We start from the raw sequence: 19,439 nt of genomic DNA, 5'->3' as shown, positions 1-19,439 counted from the left end.
CCTCGTTTCCTTTACAGAGAGCATGATGGACGAATTCGAAGCCATCCGACCCTACGCCGACGCCGAAGTCCCGGTAGTCATGGCACGCCTGTTTGCCGACCGGGAGTTTCTAGACATTCTGGCGCACTTCCGCTTTCCGCGCCTGGCCGACAGCATGGGCTGGCTGATCAAGCCAGTCATCTCGCGCAGGCTGCGCCGACAGTTCGCCAGCATCCATACAGTGGATGCGTTACAGCACAAGATCGAAGCCTACATCGACCGCACCATTGAGAGAGCCACCGACGGTGTTACCTTTTCCGGCCTGGAACGGCTGCAGCAAGGCCGCGCCTATCTGTTCCTGGCCAACCACCGTGACATCGTCATGGACCCGGCATTTGTCAACTATGCGGTCTATCAGGCCGGCATCCGTACGCCACGCATCGCCATTGGCGACAACCTGTTACAGCGGCCCTTCGTCAGCGATCTGATGCGCCTGAACAAGAGCTTCATCGTACGCCGGTCCATTACCGGCCGCCGGGAAAAGCTGGCGGCGTATCAGGTACTTTCAGGCTATATCAACCACTCGATCCGCAACGATGGGGAGTCGGTTTGGATCGCGCAGGCTGAAGGCCGCGCCAAGGATGGTGATGACCGCACCGACTCGGCGATCCTCAAGATGCTGCACATGAGCCGCAAGGATGAGGCCTTTGCCGAAACGCTCGCCGCGCTGCGACCGGTGCCGGTGGCGATCAGCTACGAGTACGACCCGTGCGATCAGGCCAAGGCACGCGAGCTGTACATCCGCGCCACTACCGGGACCTACAACAAGGCTCCGGGTGAGGACGATGCCAGCATCGCCTTGGGCATCACCGGCTACAAAGGCCGTGTGCATATTGCCTTCAGCACGCCGATGGAGAGCGTGCCCGAGGATGCCAAGCAGATGGCCAATGCGGTCGATCGTCAGATTCTCGGCAGCTATAGGTTGTTCCCAGTGCACTATCTGGCCTATCGCCTCTGGGATGAGCAAGATCCGGATATCCAGGTACCGAGCGCAGCCGAGCTGTTCAGCCGTGAGGAAGTGGAGCGCGCCGAAGCCGAATGGAGCAAACGCCTCGCCGCCTGCCCGAGCGTACAACAACCCTATCTGATTCAGCAGTACGCCACGCCGGTGCGTAACCAGTACCGCCTGAACGCCGGGCTAGAGCCCTGAGACGCGCTGGGCCCTGCGCACAGACTGCGACGGGCCCTGCAGTCAGCCACAATGCCGTCAAACACAAACCTTCAACACGAGCTTTTCAAAGCAGCTGCGAAGCCATCGAAAGCGTCAGGCCGATCACCAGCCCAGCCACACCGCACTTGTAGAACACCTGGTTGATGCGTCTTGTTGCAGTGCCGTTCGCTGCGGTGCCGTTCGATGCCACCTGATGCGAAGCCTTCGGCGTATAGGTAGTCAATGCTCGCCGCGGGGCGCGGGCCTCGCGCCATTGGGTAGCCAGCAGCAACCAGCTTCCGCAAAGCACACTGACCAGCGCCAATGCATTGAGAAGCGTCGGCTGGGCAATCACCAGTCCCACCTGCGCATATAGCGCCATCCAGATATCCTCTTTTGCAGACCCGCCAGGCAGCCGCGCAGCTTATCCAGCCACGCGTACCATTTCCGTCGTTTCCGACGGGGCGGCAACCTCTCTGCACTACTATAAGGCCAGCTTATGGCACGGTCTTCACCAGTCGGCCTTGACTAATGGCCAGGTGCGCCCGCACCCTCGGCATACCTCGAAACGGCGAACTAGAGCGTGTGCGGGGGCGGCAGCCAAGCGCGATTGCCGTCGGTGGATGCAAGCATTGCATGGCCACCGAGCGGATGCCTTCCAGTGAAGGGCGCTGCCGGCACGCGTCACTACGCCGTATCACTTGGCGTCAGCATTTTTTGCGCGCCACGGGGAAACAGCTATTTAAAAACGACAGGACGAGATAATGAAAATAACAATGTTCACAACCGGGGCGCTCACGCTTTCACTGCTCGCCAGTAACGTCATGGCCGCGGTATCGGAATCCGAAGCTGCACGTCTTGGCGCCGAGCTGACGCCGATCGGCGCAGAGAAGGCAGGCAACGCCGCCGGCACCATTCCTGCCTGGACCGGCGGGCTGGCCCAGGACGCCGCGGCGGTATCTGCGGACGGTTTCGTTGGTGACCCCTATCCCAACGACAAGCCAAAGTTCACCATCACGGCGAAGAACTTCGAGGAGTACAAGGACAACCTGACACCTGGCCAAATCGCCATGTTCAAGCGTTATCCGGAGAGCTACCGCCTGCCGGTCTACGAGACCCGTCGTAGCGCAGCCATGCCGCAGCACGTGTATGACGCTGCAGCGCGCAACGCTACGCAGACCAACATGGTTCGTGGCGGCAACGGCCTGGAGAATTTCGAAAAAGCCATCGCTTTCCCGATCCCGAAAGACGGCATGGAAGTCATCTGGAACCATATCACCCGCTATCGCGGCGGCTCCGCACGCCGGGTGATCGCCCAGGCGACGCCTCAGGTGAACGGCAATTTCAGCCTGGTCAAGTTCGTCGACGAAGTCGTCTACACCGACACCCTGACCGACTACAAGCCCGATAAGCATGGCAACGTGCTGTTCTACTTCAAGCAGCAGGTCACCGAGCCGTCCCGCCTGGCCGGCAACGTGCTGCTGGTACACGAGACACTGGACCAGGTGAAGGAACCGCGTATGGCGTGGATCTATAATGCCGGCCAGCGCCGTGTGCGCCGCGCCCCGCAGGTTGCCTATGACGGCCCGGGCACTGCAGCTGACGGCCTGCGTACCTCCGACAACCTGGATATGTTCAATGGCGCGCCGGACCGCTACGACTGGAAACTGATCGGCAAGAAAGAGCTATACATCCCGTACAACGCCTATCGCCTGGATTCGCCGCAGCTCAAGTACAGCGACATCATCAAGGCCGGCCATATCAACCAGGATCTGACCCGCTACGAGCTGCACCGCGTCTGGGAAGTGGAAGCGACCCTGAAGACCGGCGAGCGCCATATCTATGCCAAGCGTCACTTCTTTATCGATGAGGACACCTGGCAGGCCGCAGTCGTCGATCACTATGACGGTCGCAACCAACTATGGCGTGTAGCCGAAGCGCATAACCTGCACTTCTATAACGTGCAGGTTCCGCTCTACTCGATGGAAACCCTCTACGACCTCATCTCCGGCCGCTATCTGGTCATGGGCATGAAGAACGAAGAGAAGAACCCCTACACCTACAACTACAAGGCCAACTCCAACCAGTACACCCCGGCCGCCCTGCGCAACTCCGGCGTGCGCTGATTCAACTGGCTGCATTCGACGCCCCGCTCCCCGCGGGGCGTCTTCATTTCCGCACCCTGAAAATGAAAAACCCTGCCAGGCTCAGCCATGGCAGGGTTTCGGATGAGCCGTCCGTGTGAGACGGCCCAGTGCTAACGACGCTTACTGGGCTAGCAAGCGGCCAATGTTCTCATCCCGAAAAACGCGGGTCAGCGCATCACTCAAAACATCGCTGACCAACTTGGTATTGGTCTGCTCGTTGGGTGCCATGCCAAAACGCTGATTCAGGGACGCACCATAACGGCCGTTGTAGCGCTTGCCGGCATTCTGTACCTCAATCTTCAGCGTCGCGCCAACGTTGGCCTCGGTGACGTACAAACCCTCTTTCGGCGACTGGTATTTCAATTCCGCCAGGGTCAAGGTCAGTTGTGGCGCATTGTAGGCATTGGCCGACGGCGTAAAGCCGAGCAGACGTACTGCCGCTTCGGTCTGCGCCTGGAGCTTTGGTAGCACCTTGGCGGCAGGCACGATCACGGCGCTGGTTTCCGGGTAAAGGCCGCCGCGGGTACCGAGAGTCGGCGACGGGCGTCCATCGACCACCCGCACGACGACCGGCTGGCCCTGACCGACAGGATTGATAGAGCCATTGAGTTTTGGGTTGGGATCGAGCTGCTGGGGGCTATGGGCACAGCCCACGAGACTCATTCCAAGAACGGTGACAAGACCGAACAACAGGCGTTGCAGCATGCTGTTTTCTCCAGGTTAGGGGCGACGAGTGGGGCGCAGTATACCCAGCAGCACGACGTGCCGACAGTGATGCGATTCAGACCAACGGCGGCGCCCCACCGTTCATTTCACGCGCCTGTCACAGACCTCTGAGATAAAGAGGCATCCCCTTGCGATGAGCGAAAACCATGCGACAGATCCTCTCGCTACTGCGCCGCCCCAAGCCCCGCCATTTTGCCCTGCTCGATGAGCATGGTCGCTGCCGCATGCTGCTGAGCAGTGCCGGTAAGCCCGAAGGAGCGGGCTGGATCGAGATCCAGGAGCTGCGTCTGAGCTGGATCGGCCAACAACTCCCCGCCAATTGCCTGCGGGCAGCCTGACTGGATGGCGCACGGCAGATCTCACCCCGACAAACTCAATGCAAAAAAAACCCCGTACGCACGGTACGGGGCTTTATGCTTCAGACTAGACCGGCCTAGCGGCTCAGTACTCCAGCCCCAAGCGCTTATCAGCCATTTCGCTGATCTCGCGGTAAGCCACTGGATCGTTCTGCAGCGTGGCTTCGCGCGCCGGGAACATCTCCTGCAGTTTGCTCGTCCACGCCTGCGAACGGTACTGCTCGGGGAAGCAGCGCTCGAGCAGGTCGAGCATGATCGAAACAGTCACCGAGGCCCCAGGCGAAGCGCCTAGCAGCGCGGCGATGGTGCCATCCTTCGCGGCGACCAGCTCGGTGCCGAATTGCAGGATGCCGCCTTTCTTCGGATCTTTCTTGATGATCTGCACGCGCTGGCCTGCGACCTCCAGTCGCCAATCCTCGGCCTTGGCCTCAGGGTAGAAGCCACGGAGCGTCTCCAGGCGATCCTCCATGGACTGCCGCACTTCCTTGATCAGGTAGCGGGTAAGATCCATGTTGTCGCGAGCAACAGCCAACATCGGGCCGATGTTGCCCGGACGGATCGACAGCGGCAGGTCCAGGAACGAACCACGCTTGAGGAACTTGGTGGTGAAGCCGGCGTAAGGCCCGAACAGCAGCGACTTCTTGCCGTCGACGACGCGGGTATCCAGATGCGGCACCGACATCGGCGGCGCACCGACTGCAGCCAGACTGTAGACCTTGGCCTGATGTTGTTTGACGATCTCAGGGTTGTCACAACGCAGCCACTGGCCGCTGACAGGGAACCCGCCGAAGCCCTTGCCCTCTTCGACGCCGGACATCTGCAGCAACGGCAGCGCAGCACCACCGGCACCGAGGAAAACGAAGCCGGCCTGTACCTGGCGCGAATCCCCCGTGCGGGTGTTCTTGATGTCCACCGTCCAGCCACCGGCCGTGCGGTCAATACCGGTAACTTTCTGGTTGTAGGACAGTTTGACTCCGCCGCTACGCGACAGATAGCTGAGCATCTGGCTGGTCACCGCGCCGAAGTTGACGTCAGTGCCATTCATGGCGCGAGTCGCCGCGATCGGCTCGTCCGCAGCGCGGCCCGGCATCATCAGCGGCATCCACTCGGCCAGCGTCGCACGGTCCTCGGTATAAACCATGTCGGCGAAGGCGTGGTGGGTCTTCAGCGCTTCGAAGCGACGCTTGAGGTAGTCGATGTTCTTGCTGCCGCGCACGAAGCTCAGGTGCGGCACGGGATTGATGAAATCACGGGGAGAGCCGAAGCCTTCACGGTCGGCAAGGTAGGCCCAGAACTGCTTGGAGACCTCGAACTGGGTGTTGATCAGCACGGCCTTCTTGATATCGATCGCGCCGTCTTTGCTGTCCGGGGTGTAGTTCAGCTCGCAGAGCCCGGCGTGACCGGTGCCGGCGTTGTTCCACGGGTTGGAGCTTTCGATGGCTCCGGATTCCTGCAGCTCGACGATTTCCAGCTTGATATTGGGATCGAGTTCCTTGAGCAGTACCGCGAGGGTCGCACTCATGATGCCGGCTCCCACCAGCACCATATCCACTGCTTCGCTATCGTGTTGCGTCATCAACGCGTTCTCCAGAATCACAGCATTAAACTGTCGTGACCGCAGTACGCGGCCCCGTAAAACCCACCAGCCAGACGGTCAGGAACGGAGCGTGTGCCTGTGCCGCTGCTCGGGAGCATGTGCCCGAGAACAGGTAGCCAAAGGCTGCCTGCCAGCTGTCGGAAGGGCGGCTTTTGGCCTCCTTCCTCTCGCTGCGATCCATCCGGAGCGGGCTTGACCCAGGGCTCGACGGTGGACACTGCGAGGAAATCGATTGCGAATCATGTTGCCGTAGCCAGCCGCAGCCTTGCCGTTCATGGCTGGCTAGGGTGCCGTTGTGTTCGATACGAAATGGCGACTCTCAGTTCAGCCGCGCATGGCCTCGATCAATTCGATATAGGGCCTGGCCTGACGCTGGTCGGCGACCAGGTCGATAAAGTCATGCCCCTTGCCATCCCGCGCGCCAAGATCGTAGCCAGCAGCGACGAAGAAGCCGAGAAAACGCTCGAAATCATCGACGCGAAGGCCACGGTAGGCCTTGATCAGCTTATGCAGCGAAGGGGGAGTATCGTCAGCCGGCTCAGGCTGAAGAAACAGCTTGATCGACTCATCTGCGATCTCGTCGCCAATCACCTGCTTCTTGTCTTTACGCATGCCGCCTCCGGTCCACGGGGTCTCACGGGGGCGGCAGTTTACTCCTCGCAGGCGACTCACTCAACGCGCCAAGGCGGCTTGCGACCAAGGTCGTACATCGCCGCGCCAGCATACCGGGTGATCTTGCAGCACAAATAACAAGAGCTGCCCGCGTCTATAATGGCGCCTTCGCGAACAAGGAGCGTCCCAGGCATGAAGTTTCCCCCTTTATTTGCCGCATGGCATCAGACCTTGCGCCTGGGGTACGGAGCCCGCGCCCTACGCGGCGACATTAGCGCCGGGTTGACGGTGGGCATCATCGCCATTCCACTGGCCATGGCACTGGCGATCGCCGTCGGCGTGGCACCACAACATGGCCTCTACACGGTACTGGTCGCTGCGCCGCTGATCGCGCTGACCGGGGGGTCGCGCTTCAATGTGTCCGGGCCGACGGCGGCGTTCGTGGTGATCCTGCTGCCGATTACCCAGCAGTTCGGTCTCGGCGGTCTGCTGCTGTGCACCATGCTCGCCGGTCTGATCCTGATCACCCTTGGCCTGCTGCGCGCCGGCCGTCTGATCGCCTTCATCCCCTACCCCGTCACACTGGGATTCACCGCAGGTATCGGCATCGTCATCGCCACCCTGCAGATCAAGGACCTGTTCGGTCTCTCCCTTACCGAACAGCCACAGCACTACGTCGAGCAAGTCGGCCTGCTGGTCCGCTCGCTGCCAGGCGCACACCTTGGCGATGCTCTGGTGGCTGCACTTTGCCTGGCAGTACTGATCATCTGGCCGCGCTGGGTACCGAAAGTACCGGGGCATCTGGTGGCGTTGACGGTAGGCGCATTGGCTGGCCTGCTGTTGGAGTCGTCCGGATTATCCGTGGCGACACTGGGAGAGCGCTTCAGTTACACGCTGGACGGGGTCACCCATCCGGGTATTCCACCATTTCTGCCCGACTTCGCCTGGCCATGGCTTTTGCCTGGCCCGGACGGCCAGCCGCTGCAACTGAGTTACGAGCTATTGCGCCAACTGCTTGCCCCGGCATTTGCGATCGCCATGCTCGGGGCCATCGAATCACTACTCTGCGCAGTAGTTGCCGACGGCATGACCGGCAGCAATCACGAACCGAATGCAGAGCTGATAGGCCAGGGCCTGGGTAACCTGGTCGCACCGCTGTTTGGCGGCATCACCGCAACTGCCGCCATCGCCCGTAGCGCGACCAATGTCCGCGCTGGTGCCTTCTCGCCGCTGGCATCGATCATCCACGCCGGCGTGGTGCTGGTGGCAATACTCTGGTTGGCGCCGCTGTTCAGTTATCTGCCAATGGCGGCGCTGGCTGCGTTGCTGGTAATGGTGGCCTGGAACATGAGCGAGGCCCCGCACGTGGTGCACGTGCTGCGTATCGCTCCGCGCAGCGATGTGCTGGTGCTGCTGACCTGCCTGACACTCACGGTGCTGTTCGACATGGTGCTGGCCGTCGGCGTCGGGCTGTTGCTGGCGGCCGGACTGTTTATCAAGCGCATGAGCGAGTTGACCGATACCACCGCGCTCTCGCGCGAGCAACGGCGGATCCTCCAAGACATGCCCGAGCACGTCGCGACCTATGCGATCCGTGGGCCGCTGTTCTTCGGCGCGGCGGAAAAGGCGCTGGGCGCCCTGCGGCGCTTCAACCCCGAGGTCAAAGTGGTGATCGTCGATATCAGCGCGGTACCGATGCTGGACATGACTGCACTGGCATCGCTGGAGAACGTGCTGGTGGATTACCGCCGGTTAGGGGTCACGCTGATACTCAGTGGCAGCAATGCCCAGGTCCGCCTGAAGCTGCGCCGTGCCGGCATCCACAGGTTGCAAGGCCACCTGCTCTACGTTAGCAATCTGAGTCAGGCCCGAGAAAAAGCACTGCGCCTGCTGCAGGCTGGGCCAGACGAGGCCCCGGCCTGATCGCGCTGCCGGACTACCCGGCAGCGCGCTGAACTGAAGCGAGATCAGCCGGCATGCTTTTGCAGGTTGGCCATCATTTCCTTCAACGCCTCCATGTTATCGGCTGGGTGCGCGGCATTTTCGAAATTGCAGATCTGTTGCCACTGCGCGGCGACGTCTTCGGCATCGAAGCCGGCCTTCGGATCGAAGCCCACGCCAAGGCTGCGCTCCCAGCGCACCTTGCCCATCCAGCCGCCGCCAACCTCGAAGAGACCTGAGGTCTCCTGACATTGCTCGCTGGCCAGATAAACCACCAGCGGACTCACCAGCTCCGGCTTGAGCTGCTCGAACACCTGCGGCGGGATCAGCCCTTCCGTCATCCGGGTAGCGCCGGTTGGCGCGATGGCATTGACCAGCACATTGTTCTTGCGCCCTTCCAGTGCGAGCGTGCGAGTCAGCCCATACAGACCGAGCTTGGCCATGCCGTAGTTCGCCTGGCCGAAATTGCCATAGATGCCAGACGTCGAAGCGGTAAAGATCACTCGCCCATAATTCTGCTCACGCATATGCGGCCAGGCTGCACGGGTGACCTTGTAAGCGCCCTCGACGTGCACGCGATAGACCAGATCCCAGTCGGCGTCCTCCATCTTGTGAAAGGTCTTGTCGCGCAGAATGCCGGCGTTGTTCACCACTACGTCGATGCGACCGAAGGAATCAAGGGCCTGCTGCACGATCCGATCGCCATCGGTAACCGAATCATGATTGGCTACGGCGGTACCGCCCGCCTGGCGAATTTCCTCCACCACGCGATCGGCAGCGGAACTGTTGGCGCCTTCGCCCTGGGCACTGCCGCCCAGGTCGTTGACCACGACCTTTGCACCGTGACGAGCGAACAGCAGCGCATGGGCTCTCCCGAGCCCACCACCGGCGCCGGTCACAATCACTACCTTGTCTTCGAAGCGGATGGCATCAGTCATGGGAAACTCCCTAAGCGGTTTCTTATTGGTTGAATTCAGAGCAGCGAGTGTCGTTCAGGCGCCGGCCCCTCACAACTAACCGCCCAGAAATGAATGCTGCGGCATAAGACTCGGGGATGTCCGAACCTCGCCTTGCGCCGGTCCAGGCTAGTGAGCGATTTTCAATCATGTGATTGGCGACGGCGTGGGCACAGGGCCACGAGGGTATTTACCCAGACTACACACAGAGTTTTCCACAGCTTTGGTGAATAAGTACGACGTTCTTCGACGCCCGATAAAATCGTTTTCCAAACCCCTGAGGCAAGTGCCAAACCAGCTGCAATGCGGCCTGCGGTCGCACCGAGATGAGCTGTACAAAAAATGCACATACTTTGTAGGCGCTACGCACGCCTCGCTTGCAGCCACTCTTCCAAAGGTTATCCACAGAACTGCACACAGAACTTGGGGATATCAGAAGCATCCCTTATAGATTAACGGCAATCGCCGCGATGGCGAGAAACTAAAGGCCTGCTGCTCTCGGTTGCCTCAGGATAAGCGCACCTATTGAGGAGCATCAGCCATGTCCAGTCGCCATCTGATCAAGCAGCTATTCGCCACCTACGCATGTGCCGCCGGGGCGCGTTGATAAACGCCGAACGCCTTTATCATGCGTTGGTCAGCTTGGCCGCATGGAGCCGGCGGCGTAGTCTTCCGCAGGCCCTAATTAGCGGAGTAAACGATGACCCTGCGTTCCATTTGCGTTTTCTGCGGCGCTAGCCGCGGCTCAAACCCCATTTATGAACAAGCGGCACAGGATCTGGGCCGAACGCTGGCCGCAAACGATATCCGGCTGATCTACGGCGGCGGTGCAGTCGGGTTGATGGGTGTGGTTGCTGACGCCACCATGGCCGCCGGCGGCGAGGTTATTGGCATCATTCCACAAAGCTTGAAAGATGCCGAGGTTGGTCATACCGGGCTTACCCGCCTGGAGGTCGTCGACGGCATGCACGCGCGCAAGGCGCGCATGGCAGAGCTGGCGGATGCTTTTATTGCGCTGCCTGGCGGGCTGGGAACGCTTGAAGAACTCTTCGAAGTCTGGACCTGGGGCCAACTCGGCTACCACCCCAAGCCGCTTGGACTGCTGGACGTCAATCACTTCTACAGCAAGCTCAGTCACTTCCTCGATCACCTGGTCGAAGAAGGCTTTGTACGTGCGCAGCATCGCGAAATGCTGCGACGCAGCGACCAGCCCCAAGCGCTCATAACGCTACTCGACGCCTGGCAGCCACCGACGCACAGTCGCTGGGCCAAGAGCGTGCCACAGTGACATCCACATAGCTCGGCCTGGCGCTGGTCAAAAAACACTCTAATGACTGCAAGCCTCGCCCAGCGCGGCTTGCAGCATTGACCCCCCACTTTATCCACAGCAGCATCCACAGCAATCGTGGATAAGCTAACCTGCAGTTGCAAAGCCTCGCTGTATAAGCTCAATTTCCAGCTATCACGTCGTGTGTAGACGAAATGCTCGTTTATTGATCAACGCCCTAAATCCTTAGTGGTTCCTAGCCTGCAGCTAACAGCCCCATGCTTATCCACAGCTCGGCCCACAGCTGTAGTGGATAAGCAGACGAACGTTTTGGTCATTCAATACTCAACTGACCAGTAAGCTCGCTTTAAAGACAGGAGGCCACCGATGACTACGCTGAGAAGGGCTGCGATACGGATGCGCTCAGGTGATTCGCGATGAGTTGGCTGGCGCTGACGCTTGTCGCGTTCGTCTGTTTCGTCTGGTTTTCTTCGTAAAGAATCGCCAGCTCAACCATCCTGCGCTGCAATATCCCTATAGCCTCAAGGCGCCTTTTTTTTCACCAGCAGAACGCGAATTGCTGGAAATGCTGCAGCGTACTGTCGGCGAGCAATACCTGATACTGCCGAAGGTTAGCGTCGCAGATGTAGTGGAGGTCACCGCCATCCCCCGTCGGGCCTACTGGTATCAAGCCACCAACCGCATTGCTGCCGCTCGCTTCGATTTCGTGCTGTGCGACAAGAATGATCTGACTCCGATCTGCGTCGTCAACCTGGATGAGCCAGAAACCGATCAGGATTTCATCGACCGGCTGTGCGAGACCGTTGGACTACCGCAGGTTAACTTGACGCCAGAAGCGGCGCGGTCCTACACGAATGTCCGTGAAGCCATCGAGTCTGCACTTCGTCCCTGACTGACCGCTGGCGGGAATAACGGCGTTCCCGGACGGTCACAGCTGAGCATGACGTAACCACGATGTGCAGTACCGCTGCGGAGCCACTCCGCAAATCGACCACCGACTACGAGTGACAGCATGAAATACGCCCTCCCCCTATTACTTTCTCTCGCCCCATTCGCCGTGTTGGCGGACAACCAGACTTGCCATAAGACCGATGAAACCCAGGTCGCCGCCTTGTTCGACCGCTGGAACACTGATGTCCAATCCGGCGATCCACATCGAGTAGTGGAAAATTATGCGCCGGACTCGCTGCTGCTACCGACGGTATCCAATACGCCCCGGCAGACCCCGGAAGCCAAACTGGACTATTTCGAACACTTTCTCGAGCTCAAGCCGAAAGGCGAAATCGTCTCGCGGATGATCATGATCGACTGCACCAGTGCGCTCGATACCGGCGTCTACAACTTTCAACTTGGCGATGGCAGCAGCGTCCCGGCCCGTTACACCTTCACCTACAAGTGGTTCGATGACGCCAAGCAATGGCTGATCACCAGCCATCACTCATCGGCGATGCCAGAACAGACCGCTGCGCAGCAGCTGCCACAAATAGAGGACTGATCCATCAGCGATCGGCGTCGCCAGCCGCGGCGCCGTTTCCCCCGCCTGAGCGGGTGCGTCCGCGGTACCATGCAGCCTGCGAGCGAACCACATGCTTGCGCCTGCCCAGGCGTGCTCGATACTGCTAATTAGCACGCTGTCTCCGGACCCGACCCACCATGCCTCTCAAACCCTTGCTGTTGCGCCTGTTCGAACTGGCCAGTCGGCTGATCCGCCGCTACCCGGGCACGGTCGCGTTATTCGGGTTCATTTCAGGCGTGGCCAGCTTCGTATTGGTGGAGCGCCATGCGGGCCTGGCCAAAGTGGTGGCGCTTGTCATGCTGGTCAGCTGGCTCTGGCTGGTGCTCGAATCCAGTCTGCGCCGCGTCCTGCATCGCTGGTTCGGCTGGCAGGTGCCACCGCCATTGCTGCGCTACGCCACCCAGATGGTGCATCAGGAGACCCTGTTCTTCATCATTCCGTTCTTCTTCATCACCACCACCTGGAACAGCGGCCAAGCCGTGTTTACTGGGTTGCTTGGCGCGGCCGCGCTGGTTTCGCTGATCGATCCGCTGTACTACAAATGGCTGGCGCCAAGGCGTTGGGTCTACCTCGGCTTCCACGCGCTGACATTGTTTGCCGTACTGCTGACCGCACTACCGATCATCTTTCATCTTTCCACGCCCCAGAGCTATCAGCTGGCTCTCGCGGTCGCGGTAGTGCTGGCGCTGCCGAGTCTAAGCGGTCTGTTTCCCCACTGGAGCTGGCGCACCGTGCCGGGCATCGTTTTGTTGGCCGTGGCGCTGGGTGCAGCTGGCTGGCTGGGCCGAACCTGGGTGCCCCCGGCAACGCTATGGCTGACCGACGTCGCAGTCACCATGAGTCTCGATGACCGCCAGCGCAAACCGGGCAAGGGGCTGCGAAAGCTGAGCAGCACCGAGCTGACCACTAACGGGCTATATGCATACACTGCGATCAACGCGCCTCGCGGCCTGAAGGAACGGATCTACCACGAGTGGACGCACAACGGCCGGCGCGTTGACCGCATCGCCCTAGACATCAGCGGCGGTCGCGAAGCCGGTTATCGCGCCTGGACCCACAAACGCAACTTTCCAGCCGAACCCGCCGGACGCTGGCGAGTGCGAGTCGTCACTGAGGCTGGTCAGATGATCGGCATGCTACGTTTCGAGGTGACTGACTAGCGAACCCTCCCCACCAGCATGACTCCATATCAGTATCGACCTGGCTGGGAGAACGACATGGAATGGTGGGCAATCATCTCCAGCACAGTTGCTTCGGAGTTCTCCGACATTACCGATCTGGAAGATGCGACAAGGGTCAGCAGCCGGCTGCTGATCGCTTCGATCCTGGGCGGGATGCTCGGCTATGAGCGCGAACGCAAACGCAAAGCCGCCGGCCTGCGCACCCATATGCTGGTAGCCCTCGGCGCAGCGCTTTTCGTCCTGGTACCGGTCCAGGCAGGCATGACCCATGAGGACATTTCCAGGGTAATTCAGGGCCTGGTGACTGGTATCGGCTTTCTTGGTGCTGGGACTATCCTCAAGGGTAGCTCCGCGGAGGACGTCAAAGGCCTAACTACCGCAGCCGGTATCTGGCTCACTGCCGCAATCGGTGTAGCGGTCGGCCTAGGGCATGAGGCTACAGCCGTGCTGAGCACTCTTCTGGCCCTGGCGATCTTCGTGCTGGTGCCGCGCCTGGAACGGCACTCCGCACTACAGGCCGCTCGAAAGCGCCGCCATCGGGCAGATCATTCATAACCTAAGCCGCGTCACCCACTCAGGGACTGTGCCATGCGTATTGACCAAACCACCCTATTGCTCGGTGTCGGCTTACTTGCATTAGCGGGCTGCAGCGAAACAGCCAAGCTGCCAGTCGAGTCCGGGTATGGGCCGAGTCCAGTTCTGCCGGAACCGAACAAGACGCTATTGCCAACCGTTAACATCGCACCCGCCAAAGGCTGGCCGGAAGGAATCAAACCGCATGCTGCGCCTGGGTTTCACGTCGAGGCCTTTGCCACCGGCCTGGACCACCCACGCTGGATATACGTGTTGCCCAACGGCGATGTATTGGTCGCTGAAAGCGCTGCACCTCCCAAGCAAAAGAGCCAGGGCCTGCGCGGCTGGATCGCTAAGAAGATCATGGCGCGAGCAGGCTCCGGCGGCCCCAGCGCTAATCGAATCACCCTGCTGCGCGATAGTGACGGAGACGGGAAGCCGGAACTACGCACGGCATTCCTGGAAAAGCTCAACTCGCCTTTCGGCATGGCGCTGGTCGACGGTGATTTCTACGTCGCCAACACGGATGCGCTGCTGCGCTTCCCCTATGAGAAAGACGCCACTCGAATAACCGTGCAGGGGACCAAGGTGGTGGATCTACCAGCCGGCCCACTCAACCATCACTGGACCAAGAATGTCATCGCCAGCCAGGACGGTCGCCATCTCTACGTCACCAGCGGTTCGAACAGCAACGTGGCGGAGAATGGCATGCAGGCCGAAGAGCACCGCGCCGCAATATTGGAGGTCGACCCGCAGGCGAGAACCGTACGCCTGTTCGCCTCAGGCTTACGTAACCCCAACGGTCTCGCCTGGCAACCTGACAACGGCGCACTCTGGACCACGGTCAACGAGCGCGACGAAATCGGCAGCGATCTAGTGCCCGATTACATGACGTCGGTCCAGGACGGCGGATTCTATGGGTGGCCATACAGCTACTTCGGCCAGCACGTCGACGCCCGCGTTCAGCCGCCTCGCCCGGATCTGGTCGAACGCGCCATCGTCCCGGACTATGCGCTGGGCGCGCACACTGCCTCACTCGGCCTAGCCTTTTATGAAGGCACGCTGCTTGCGCAGCGATACGCCCACGGCGCTTTCGTCGGCCAGCATGGGTCTTGGAATCGTAAACCTCGCAGTGGATACAAGGTGATCTTTGTCCCCTTCCGCAACGGCCTGCCGGACGGTGACGCCGAGGATGTACTGACCGGATTCGTCAACGAGGCAGGTGAGGCACTGGGCCGACCAGTAGGCGTCGCGGTGGACAAGACCGGAGCGCTGCTGATTGCTGATGACGTGGGCAACGTCATTTGGCGCGTAACGCCGAGTGACCGTTGAGGCCCATAGCGCGGCATCAAATTGAACCTTGCCCAGCACCGAACGGCCATAAAGATACGACCATTCGCTACGAGGGATTCACATGTTCAAGCACGCCATCTATGCCATCGCCCCAGTGGTACTGCTCGCCGGTTGCTCGGGCAATGTGCAGAACCCTGTCGACCGAATCACCTTCCGCGATCAACCACTGGTACGTGATGTGGAAACCGGCATGTCCCTGGAACGGGTACTGACTATCGGCGGCGAGCCTTCCAAGGCCAGCGCAAGAGGGGCGGCACCTGGGCTTTGCCACGACTACATTCTCAATCATGACGGCAAGCAGCAGCCTTACTACGTCAGCTTTGACGCCTCCGGGCGGGTCGACGGCCAAGGGTTCCTCACGTGCAAGCAGCTGGACGAAAACCAGCGCAATCTACGCTGACCCAGATGTAAGCGCAGGCGGTGTACACCACGCGCCCGCCAGCTCATCCCGCAACAGGAGGAGATTGTGATGCCCCGCGGAGACAAAGCCGAATACAGCGAACAGCAGCGGCGAAAGGCTGAGCATATCGAGGAGAGCTACGAGCAACGCGGTGTGCCCGAGAAAGAGGCTGAAGCGCGTGCCTGGGCAACCATCAATAAGCAATCCGGTGGCGGCGAGCGCAAGGGCGGATCAGGCACGAGCAAAAGCCAGACGGCCAAGCGCGCCGAACGAAAGGACTCGGCCCATCGGGCGGCCGCCACACGACAAGGTAGATCACCCAACAAGGGCTCAGCGCAAAATTCGAAGTCCTCGAGTACGGCACTTGCCGACATGACGCGTGAGGAACTCATGCAGAAGGCCCGCGAACGTGATATTCGCGGCCGCTCTAGCATGCGCAAGGACGAACTGCTGCAAGCGCTTAGCTAAGGAGCAGATGTATGTGGGCACCGTATGGGCAAATCGCTGCACCTAAAGAAGGCAACCCCAAGCGTGAGGAACCAGGCGACCCCGTTCCAATAGACGAGCCCGGGGAATCCGATCCTCTACCTGCACCGCCAGATGAGCCAACCAGCTAAACTTTTTGACGGCATCCCGATCTCAATTGGCGAACCGTGAAGCACCGCAACTGCGGTGAAACTGACCAGGAGATGGCGATGAGCTACGTACAATTAAGCGATAAGCAGAGCCTACGCGAGCGGGCTCGCCAACACGTCGAGAATGGCGCCGTCACCGAGAGCTATTCGGCTGATCGCGAGGTAGTGATCAACCTGCTGAACGAAGCGCTGGCAACCGAGCTGGTTTGCTACCTGCGCTACAAGCGCCATTACTACATGGCTACCGGGCTGAAGTCCGGCGCCGCCGCTGACGAATTTCTCGAGCATGCCAACGAAGAACAGCAGCATGCCGACCGCCTCGCCGAGCGCATCGTGCAGCTAGGCGGTGAGCCGGATTTCAACCCGGACAGCCTGACCGAGCGCGCTCACGCGCAGTACACCGAAGGCAACGGGCTGCGCGACATGGTCTTTGAGAACCTGGTGGCCGAGCGCATCGCTATCGACAGTTATCGCGAAATCGTCCAGTACATCGGTGACAAGGACCCTACCACTAGGCGCATCTTCGAGGACATTCTTGCGCAGGAAGAAGAGCACGCCGATGATCTGGCGGGCTTGCTCGACGGTATGAACTAACACTGAGCGAGCAAGGCGCACTGTTTCGCCGTCAGTGCACAGACGCCCGGCTTGCTTGCAAAAACGAAAACAAAAAAAGGCCACCCGAGGGTGGCCTTAAATTTTGGAAGAGAGGTACAGCTAGCCGGCTGCCACCGGACGCATGTAGGAGATCGGTGCGGTCTGCGGGTCATCGAAGGTCACCAGTTCCCACGCATCCTTTTGTTCCATCAGGGTGCGTAGCAAGCGGTTGTTCAACGCGTGGCCGGATTTATAGCCGCGGAATTCGCCGATCAGGCTGGTTCCCAGCAAGTAGAGATCACCGATGGCATCGAGAATCTTGTGCTTCACGAATTCGTCCTCATAACGCAGGCCGTCTTCATTGAGCACACTGGTTTCGTCCACCACGATGGCGTTATCAACACTGCCGCCAAGCGCCAGGTTGTGCGAGCGTAAGAACTCGATGTCGCGCATGAACCCGAAGGTACGTGCACGGCTGACTTCCTTGACGAAGGAAGTACTCGAGAAATCCACGCTGGCAGTCTGGGTGCGACCCTTGAAAACCGGATGGTCGAAATCGATCTCGAAGCTCACCTTGAAGCCGTCGAAGGGCAGGAAGGTAGCGCGCTTGTCACCCTCCTCGACAGTCACTTCACGCTTGATGCGAATGAACTTCTTGTGGGCGTCCTGCTCCTGCAGGCCGGCGGATTGAATCAGGAATACGAAAGGCCCAGCGCTGCCGTCCATGATCGGCACTTCCGACGCGGAGAGTTCGACGTAGGCATTGTCGATCCCCAAGCCGGCCATCGCCGACAGCAGATGCTCCACTGTATCGACCTTGACGTCACCATTGACCAACGTCGTGGACATGGTGGTTTCGCCAACGTTTTCAGCCCGCGCGGGAATCTCCACGGGCGGAGTGAGGTCGGTACGACAGAACACGATTCCAGTATCCACCGGTGCCGGTTTCAGGGTGAGATAAACCTTTTCACCCGAATGCAAGCCGACGCCAGTGGCGCGAATGATGTTCTTTAGTGTGCGTTGTCTGATCATGGCCTTTTTTGCTTCGCTATAGCGCTAGTTGCGAATTGCTTTCAACAATTGGCGGCGATAATAGCAGAAGCCAACTTTGCTGAACACCAATCACAACAATACTCCTGATAACTTCAATCAATCGGCCTGACGACGCAGAAACGCGGGAATATCCAGATAATCCAGATCTTCCTGCGGGTTCATCTTCGCTGCCGTGGCAGCTGCATGGGCCTGATTACGCATTACAGTCGGGCGCTCCAGGTCACGATAGTTGACCGCTGCATGCTCCTGCTGGCGCTGTGCCGGAGCGGCAGAAGCGGCAACGGTGGTCTGCACGGTGTTGTCCACGACCTTGACCGGCTTTTCATGGCGCGGGCCGAGACCTGTCGCGACAACAGTGACATGCAGCTCATCGGTCATGTCGGGATCGATAACAGCACCCACCTTGACAGTAGCTTCGTCGGAAGCAAACGCTTCGATGATCTCACCAACCGCGGCATATTCGCCGAGGGACAGGTCCAGGCCGGCAGTGATGTTCACCAGAATGCCGCGTGCGCCCTGCAGATTGACGTCTTCGAGCAGCGGGTTGCGAATGGCCGCTTCGGTGGCCTCGCGAGCACGGTTAGGGCCAGTGGCACAGCCAGTGCCCATCATCGCCATACCCATCTCGCCCATTACGGTCTTCACGTCGGCGAAGTCGACGTTCATCAGGCCTGGACGCTGCATGATGTCGGAGATACCACGGACCGCACCGGCCAGCACATCATCGGCCTTGGCGAAGGCGGCCAGCAGGCTGGCGTCCTTACCAAGAATGGTCAGCAGCTTTTCGTTGGGAATGGTGATCAACGAGTCGACGCAATCGGACAGCGCACGGATGCCTTCATCGGCAACCTGCATGCGACGACGGCCCTCGAAGGGGAACGGACGGGTGACCACTGCGACGGTAAGGATGCCCATTTCCTTGGCTACCGAAGCGATGATCGGCGCAGCACCAGTACCGGTACCGCCACCCATTCCGGTGGTGATGAACACCATGTCGGCACCTTCCAGTACTTCGGCGATGCGCTCACGATCTTCCATCGCAGCCTGACGGCCGATATCCGGATTGGTCCCGGCACCCAGGCCCTTGGTGATGGCCGAGCCAAGCTGCAGCACGGTGCGCGCTTCGATCTTCTTCAGCGCCTGAGCGTCAGTATTGGCGCAGATGAACTCTACGCCTTCGACGTTATTGCGAACCATGTGGTTCACGGCATTGCCACCGCCACCGCCGACACCGATGACCTTGATGACTGCACTTTGCGGGGTATGATCTACGAGTTCGAACATTTCCCTCTCTCCTTCCAGCTTTCTAGTTTTGGTTTTAC

Annotated in this window: 19 protein-coding genes and 1 pseudogene; 13 read left to right on the top strand and 7 right to left on the bottom strand. The window is 60.0% G+C overall.

The window, feature by feature from the left end; genetic code table 11:
- The first annotated feature begins 22 nt into the window (after positions 1–22).
- Complete coding sequence (locus AAEZ08_RS12665; protein ID WP_181066200.1) at positions 23–1,189, top strand: 1-acyl-sn-glycerol-3-phosphate acyltransferase; 1,167 nt, start codon at positions 23–25, stop codon at positions 1,187–1,189.
- Between the two features lie 85 nt (positions 1,190–1,274).
- Here AAEZ08_RS12665 and AAEZ08_RS12660 read toward each other — a convergent pair whose 3' ends face one another.
- The gene (locus AAEZ08_RS12660; RefSeq protein ID WP_003285846.1) at positions 1,275–1,571 is read right to left on the bottom strand and encodes a hypothetical protein; all 297 of its coding nucleotides are present in this window, start codon (positions 1,569–1,571) and stop codon (positions 1,275–1,277) included.
- Between the two features lie 394 nt (positions 1,572–1,965).
- On the opposite strand from AAEZ08_RS12660, the gene AAEZ08_RS12655 reads away from it, so the two are divergent.
- Positions 1,966–3,315 carry a DUF1329 domain-containing protein gene (locus AAEZ08_RS12655; RefSeq protein WP_003285845.1) on the top strand — a complete coding sequence of 450 codons (1,350 nt, stop codon included), beginning with the start codon at positions 1,966–1,968 and terminating at the stop codon, positions 3,313–3,315.
- Between the two features lie 141 nt (positions 3,316–3,456).
- Here the strand turns inward: AAEZ08_RS12655 and AAEZ08_RS12650 are convergent, their stop codons facing one another.
- Positions 3,457–4,041, bottom strand: coding sequence for a YajG family lipoprotein (locus tag AAEZ08_RS12650; RefSeq protein ID WP_003285844.1), 585 nt, complete (start codon positions 4,039–4,041; stop codon positions 3,457–3,459).
- Between the two features lie 167 nt (positions 4,042–4,208).
- Between AAEZ08_RS12650 and AAEZ08_RS12645 the strand changes: the two genes are divergently transcribed.
- Positions 4,209–4,400, top strand: a complete 192-nt coding sequence (locus AAEZ08_RS12645; RefSeq protein WP_500124397.1) for a hypothetical protein — start codon at positions 4,209–4,211, stop codon at positions 4,398–4,400.
- 103 nt (positions 4,401–4,503) lie between these two features.
- Here the strand turns inward: AAEZ08_RS12645 and mqo are convergent, their stop codons facing one another.
- Together mqo and AAEZ08_RS12635 are read right to left on the bottom strand one after the other, a co-directional pair.
- A complete protein-coding gene (mqo, locus tag AAEZ08_RS12640) occupies positions 4,504–6,009 on the bottom strand; it encodes a malate dehydrogenase (quinone) (RefSeq protein ID WP_256054825.1) in 1,506 nt (501 codons plus the stop codon).
- A gap of 330 nt (positions 6,010–6,339) precedes the next feature.
- A complete protein-coding gene (locus AAEZ08_RS12635; protein WP_003285840.1) occupies positions 6,340–6,627 on the bottom strand; it encodes a PA4642 family protein in 288 nt (95 codons plus the stop codon).
- A gap of 192 nt (positions 6,628–6,819) precedes the next feature.
- On the opposite strand from AAEZ08_RS12635, the gene dauA reads away from it, so the two are divergent.
- Positions 6,820–8,550, top strand: coding sequence for a C4-dicarboxylic acid transporter DauA (dauA, locus tag AAEZ08_RS12630; protein WP_500124396.1), 1,731 nt, complete (start codon positions 6,820–6,822; stop codon positions 8,548–8,550).
- Positions 8,551–8,594: 44 nt separating this feature from the next.
- Here the strand turns inward: dauA and AAEZ08_RS12625 are convergent, their stop codons facing one another.
- Positions 8,595–9,506: an SDR family oxidoreductase gene (locus AAEZ08_RS12625; protein ID WP_058063899.1), complete on the bottom strand. Its 912-nt coding sequence runs from the start codon at positions 9,504–9,506 to the stop codon at positions 8,595–8,597.
- 718 nt (positions 9,507–10,224) lie between these two features.
- Here AAEZ08_RS12625 and AAEZ08_RS12620 point away from each other — a divergent pair.
- The 9 genes and pseudogenes from AAEZ08_RS12620 (at position 10,225) to AAEZ08_RS12580 (ending at position 17,064) form a co-directional block, all read left to right on the top strand.
- Complete coding sequence (locus AAEZ08_RS12620; RefSeq protein WP_102820614.1) at positions 10,225–10,812, top strand: cytokinin riboside 5'-monophosphate phosphoribohydrolase; 588 nt, start codon at positions 10,225–10,227, stop codon at positions 10,810–10,812.
- Positions 10,813–11,228: 416 nt separating this feature from the next.
- Positions 11,229–11,704, top strand: a pseudogene (locus tag AAEZ08_RS12615) (DUF2726 domain-containing protein).
- 120 nt (positions 11,705–11,824) lie between these two features.
- Positions 11,825–12,307 carry an SgcJ/EcaC family oxidoreductase gene (locus AAEZ08_RS12610; RefSeq protein WP_102820612.1) on the top strand — a complete coding sequence of 161 codons (483 nt, stop codon included), beginning with the start codon at positions 11,825–11,827 and terminating at the stop codon, positions 12,305–12,307.
- 158 nt (positions 12,308–12,465) lie between these two features.
- Entirely contained in the window at positions 12,466–13,488 is a 1,023-nt protein-coding gene (locus AAEZ08_RS12605; protein ID WP_003281135.1) for a DUF5924 family protein, read from the top strand.
- A 57-nt stretch (positions 13,489–13,545) separates the two neighbouring features.
- Entirely contained in the window at positions 13,546–14,064 is a 519-nt protein-coding gene (locus AAEZ08_RS12600) for an MgtC/SapB family protein (RefSeq protein WP_500124394.1), read from the top strand.
- A gap of 33 nt (positions 14,065–14,097) precedes the next feature.
- A complete protein-coding gene (locus tag AAEZ08_RS12595) occupies positions 14,098–15,414 on the top strand; it encodes a PQQ-dependent sugar dehydrogenase (protein WP_500124393.1) in 1,317 nt (438 codons plus the stop codon).
- Positions 15,415–15,496: 82 nt separating this feature from the next.
- On the top strand, positions 15,497–15,835 hold the full coding sequence (gene osmE / locus AAEZ08_RS12590) for an osmotically-inducible lipoprotein OsmE (RefSeq protein ID WP_003281138.1): 339 nt from the start codon (positions 15,497–15,499) through the stop codon (positions 15,833–15,835).
- Between the two features lie 69 nt (positions 15,836–15,904).
- Positions 15,905–16,303: a Rho termination factor N-terminal domain-containing protein gene (locus tag AAEZ08_RS12585; protein ID WP_003281140.1), complete on the top strand. Its 399-nt coding sequence runs from the start codon at positions 15,905–15,907 to the stop codon at positions 16,301–16,303.
- A gap of 227 nt (positions 16,304–16,530) precedes the next feature.
- Entirely contained in the window at positions 16,531–17,064 is a 534-nt protein-coding gene (locus AAEZ08_RS12580; RefSeq protein WP_058063893.1) for a ferritin-like domain-containing protein, read from the top strand.
- A gap of 120 nt (positions 17,065–17,184) precedes the next feature.
- On the opposite strand, the gene lpxC is transcribed toward AAEZ08_RS12580, so the two are convergent.
- The gene (lpxC, locus tag AAEZ08_RS12575) at positions 17,185–18,096 is read right to left on the bottom strand and encodes a UDP-3-O-acyl-N-acetylglucosamine deacetylase (protein WP_003281143.1); all 912 of its coding nucleotides are present in this window, start codon (positions 18,094–18,096) and stop codon (positions 17,185–17,187) included.
- A 117-nt stretch (positions 18,097–18,213) separates the two neighbouring features.
- On the bottom strand, positions 18,214–19,401 hold the full coding sequence (gene ftsZ / locus AAEZ08_RS12570; RefSeq protein WP_003281145.1) for a cell division protein FtsZ: 1,188 nt from the start codon (positions 19,399–19,401) through the stop codon (positions 18,214–18,216).
- Positions 19,402–19,439 lie beyond the last annotated feature (38 nt).

The sequence above is a fragment of the Pseudomonas sp. E45-MNA-CIBAN-0222 genome, assembly GCF_040310405.1.
GTDB lineage: Bacteria > Pseudomonadota > Gammaproteobacteria > Pseudomonadales > Pseudomonadaceae > Stutzerimonas > Stutzerimonas stutzeri_AC.
The sequence above is the reverse complement of the archived record's forward strand: the minus strand, read 5'-3'. Positions and strand labels throughout refer to the sequence as shown.

Coding starts and splice junctions, on each gene's coding strand:
- AAEZ08_RS12665 (WP_181066200.1), top strand. CDS start 23: ATGATGGACGAATTCGAAGCCATCCGACCCTACGCCGACGCCGAAGTC.
- AAEZ08_RS12660 (WP_003285846.1), bottom strand. CDS start 1,571: ATGGCGCTATATGCGCAGGTGGGACTGGTGATTGCCCAGCCGACGCTT.
- AAEZ08_RS12655 (WP_003285845.1), top strand. CDS start 1,966: ATGTTCACAACCGGGGCGCTCACGCTTTCACTGCTCGCCAGTAACGTC.
- AAEZ08_RS12650 (WP_003285844.1), bottom strand. CDS start 4,041: ATGCTGCAACGCCTGTTGTTCGGTCTTGTCACCGTTCTTGGAATGAGT.
- AAEZ08_RS12645 (WP_500124397.1), top strand. CDS start 4,209: ATGCGACAGATCCTCTCGCTACTGCGCCGCCCCAAGCCCCGCCATTTT.
- AAEZ08_RS12635 (WP_003285840.1), bottom strand. CDS start 6,627: ATGCGTAAAGACAAGAAGCAGGTGATTGGCGACGAGATCGCAGATGAG.
- dauA (WP_500124396.1), top strand. CDS start 6,820: ATGAAGTTTCCCCCTTTATTTGCCGCATGGCATCAGACCTTGCGCCTG.
- AAEZ08_RS12625 (WP_058063899.1), bottom strand. CDS start 9,506: ATGACTGATGCCATCCGCTTCGAAGACAAGGTAGTGATTGTGACCGGC.
- AAEZ08_RS12620 (WP_102820614.1), top strand. CDS start 10,225: ATGACCCTGCGTTCCATTTGCGTTTTCTGCGGCGCTAGCCGCGGCTCA.
- AAEZ08_RS12610 (WP_102820612.1), top strand. CDS start 11,825: ATGAAATACGCCCTCCCCCTATTACTTTCTCTCGCCCCATTCGCCGTG.
- AAEZ08_RS12605 (WP_003281135.1), top strand. CDS start 12,466: ATGCCTCTCAAACCCTTGCTGTTGCGCCTGTTCGAACTGGCCAGTCGG.
- AAEZ08_RS12600 (WP_500124394.1), top strand. CDS start 13,546: ATGGAATGGTGGGCAATCATCTCCAGCACAGTTGCTTCGGAGTTCTCC.
- AAEZ08_RS12595 (WP_500124393.1), top strand. CDS start 14,098: ATGCGTATTGACCAAACCACCCTATTGCTCGGTGTCGGCTTACTTGCA.
- osmE (WP_003281138.1), top strand. CDS start 15,497: ATGTTCAAGCACGCCATCTATGCCATCGCCCCAGTGGTACTGCTCGCC.
- AAEZ08_RS12585 (WP_003281140.1), top strand. CDS start 15,905: ATGCCCCGCGGAGACAAAGCCGAATACAGCGAACAGCAGCGGCGAAAG.
- AAEZ08_RS12580 (WP_058063893.1), top strand. CDS start 16,531: ATGAGCTACGTACAATTAAGCGATAAGCAGAGCCTACGCGAGCGGGCT.
- lpxC (WP_003281143.1), bottom strand. CDS start 18,096: ATGATCAGACAACGCACACTAAAGAACATCATTCGCGCCACTGGCGTC.
- ftsZ (WP_003281145.1), bottom strand. CDS start 19,401: ATGTTCGAACTCGTAGATCATACCCCGCAAAGTGCAGTCATCAAGGTC.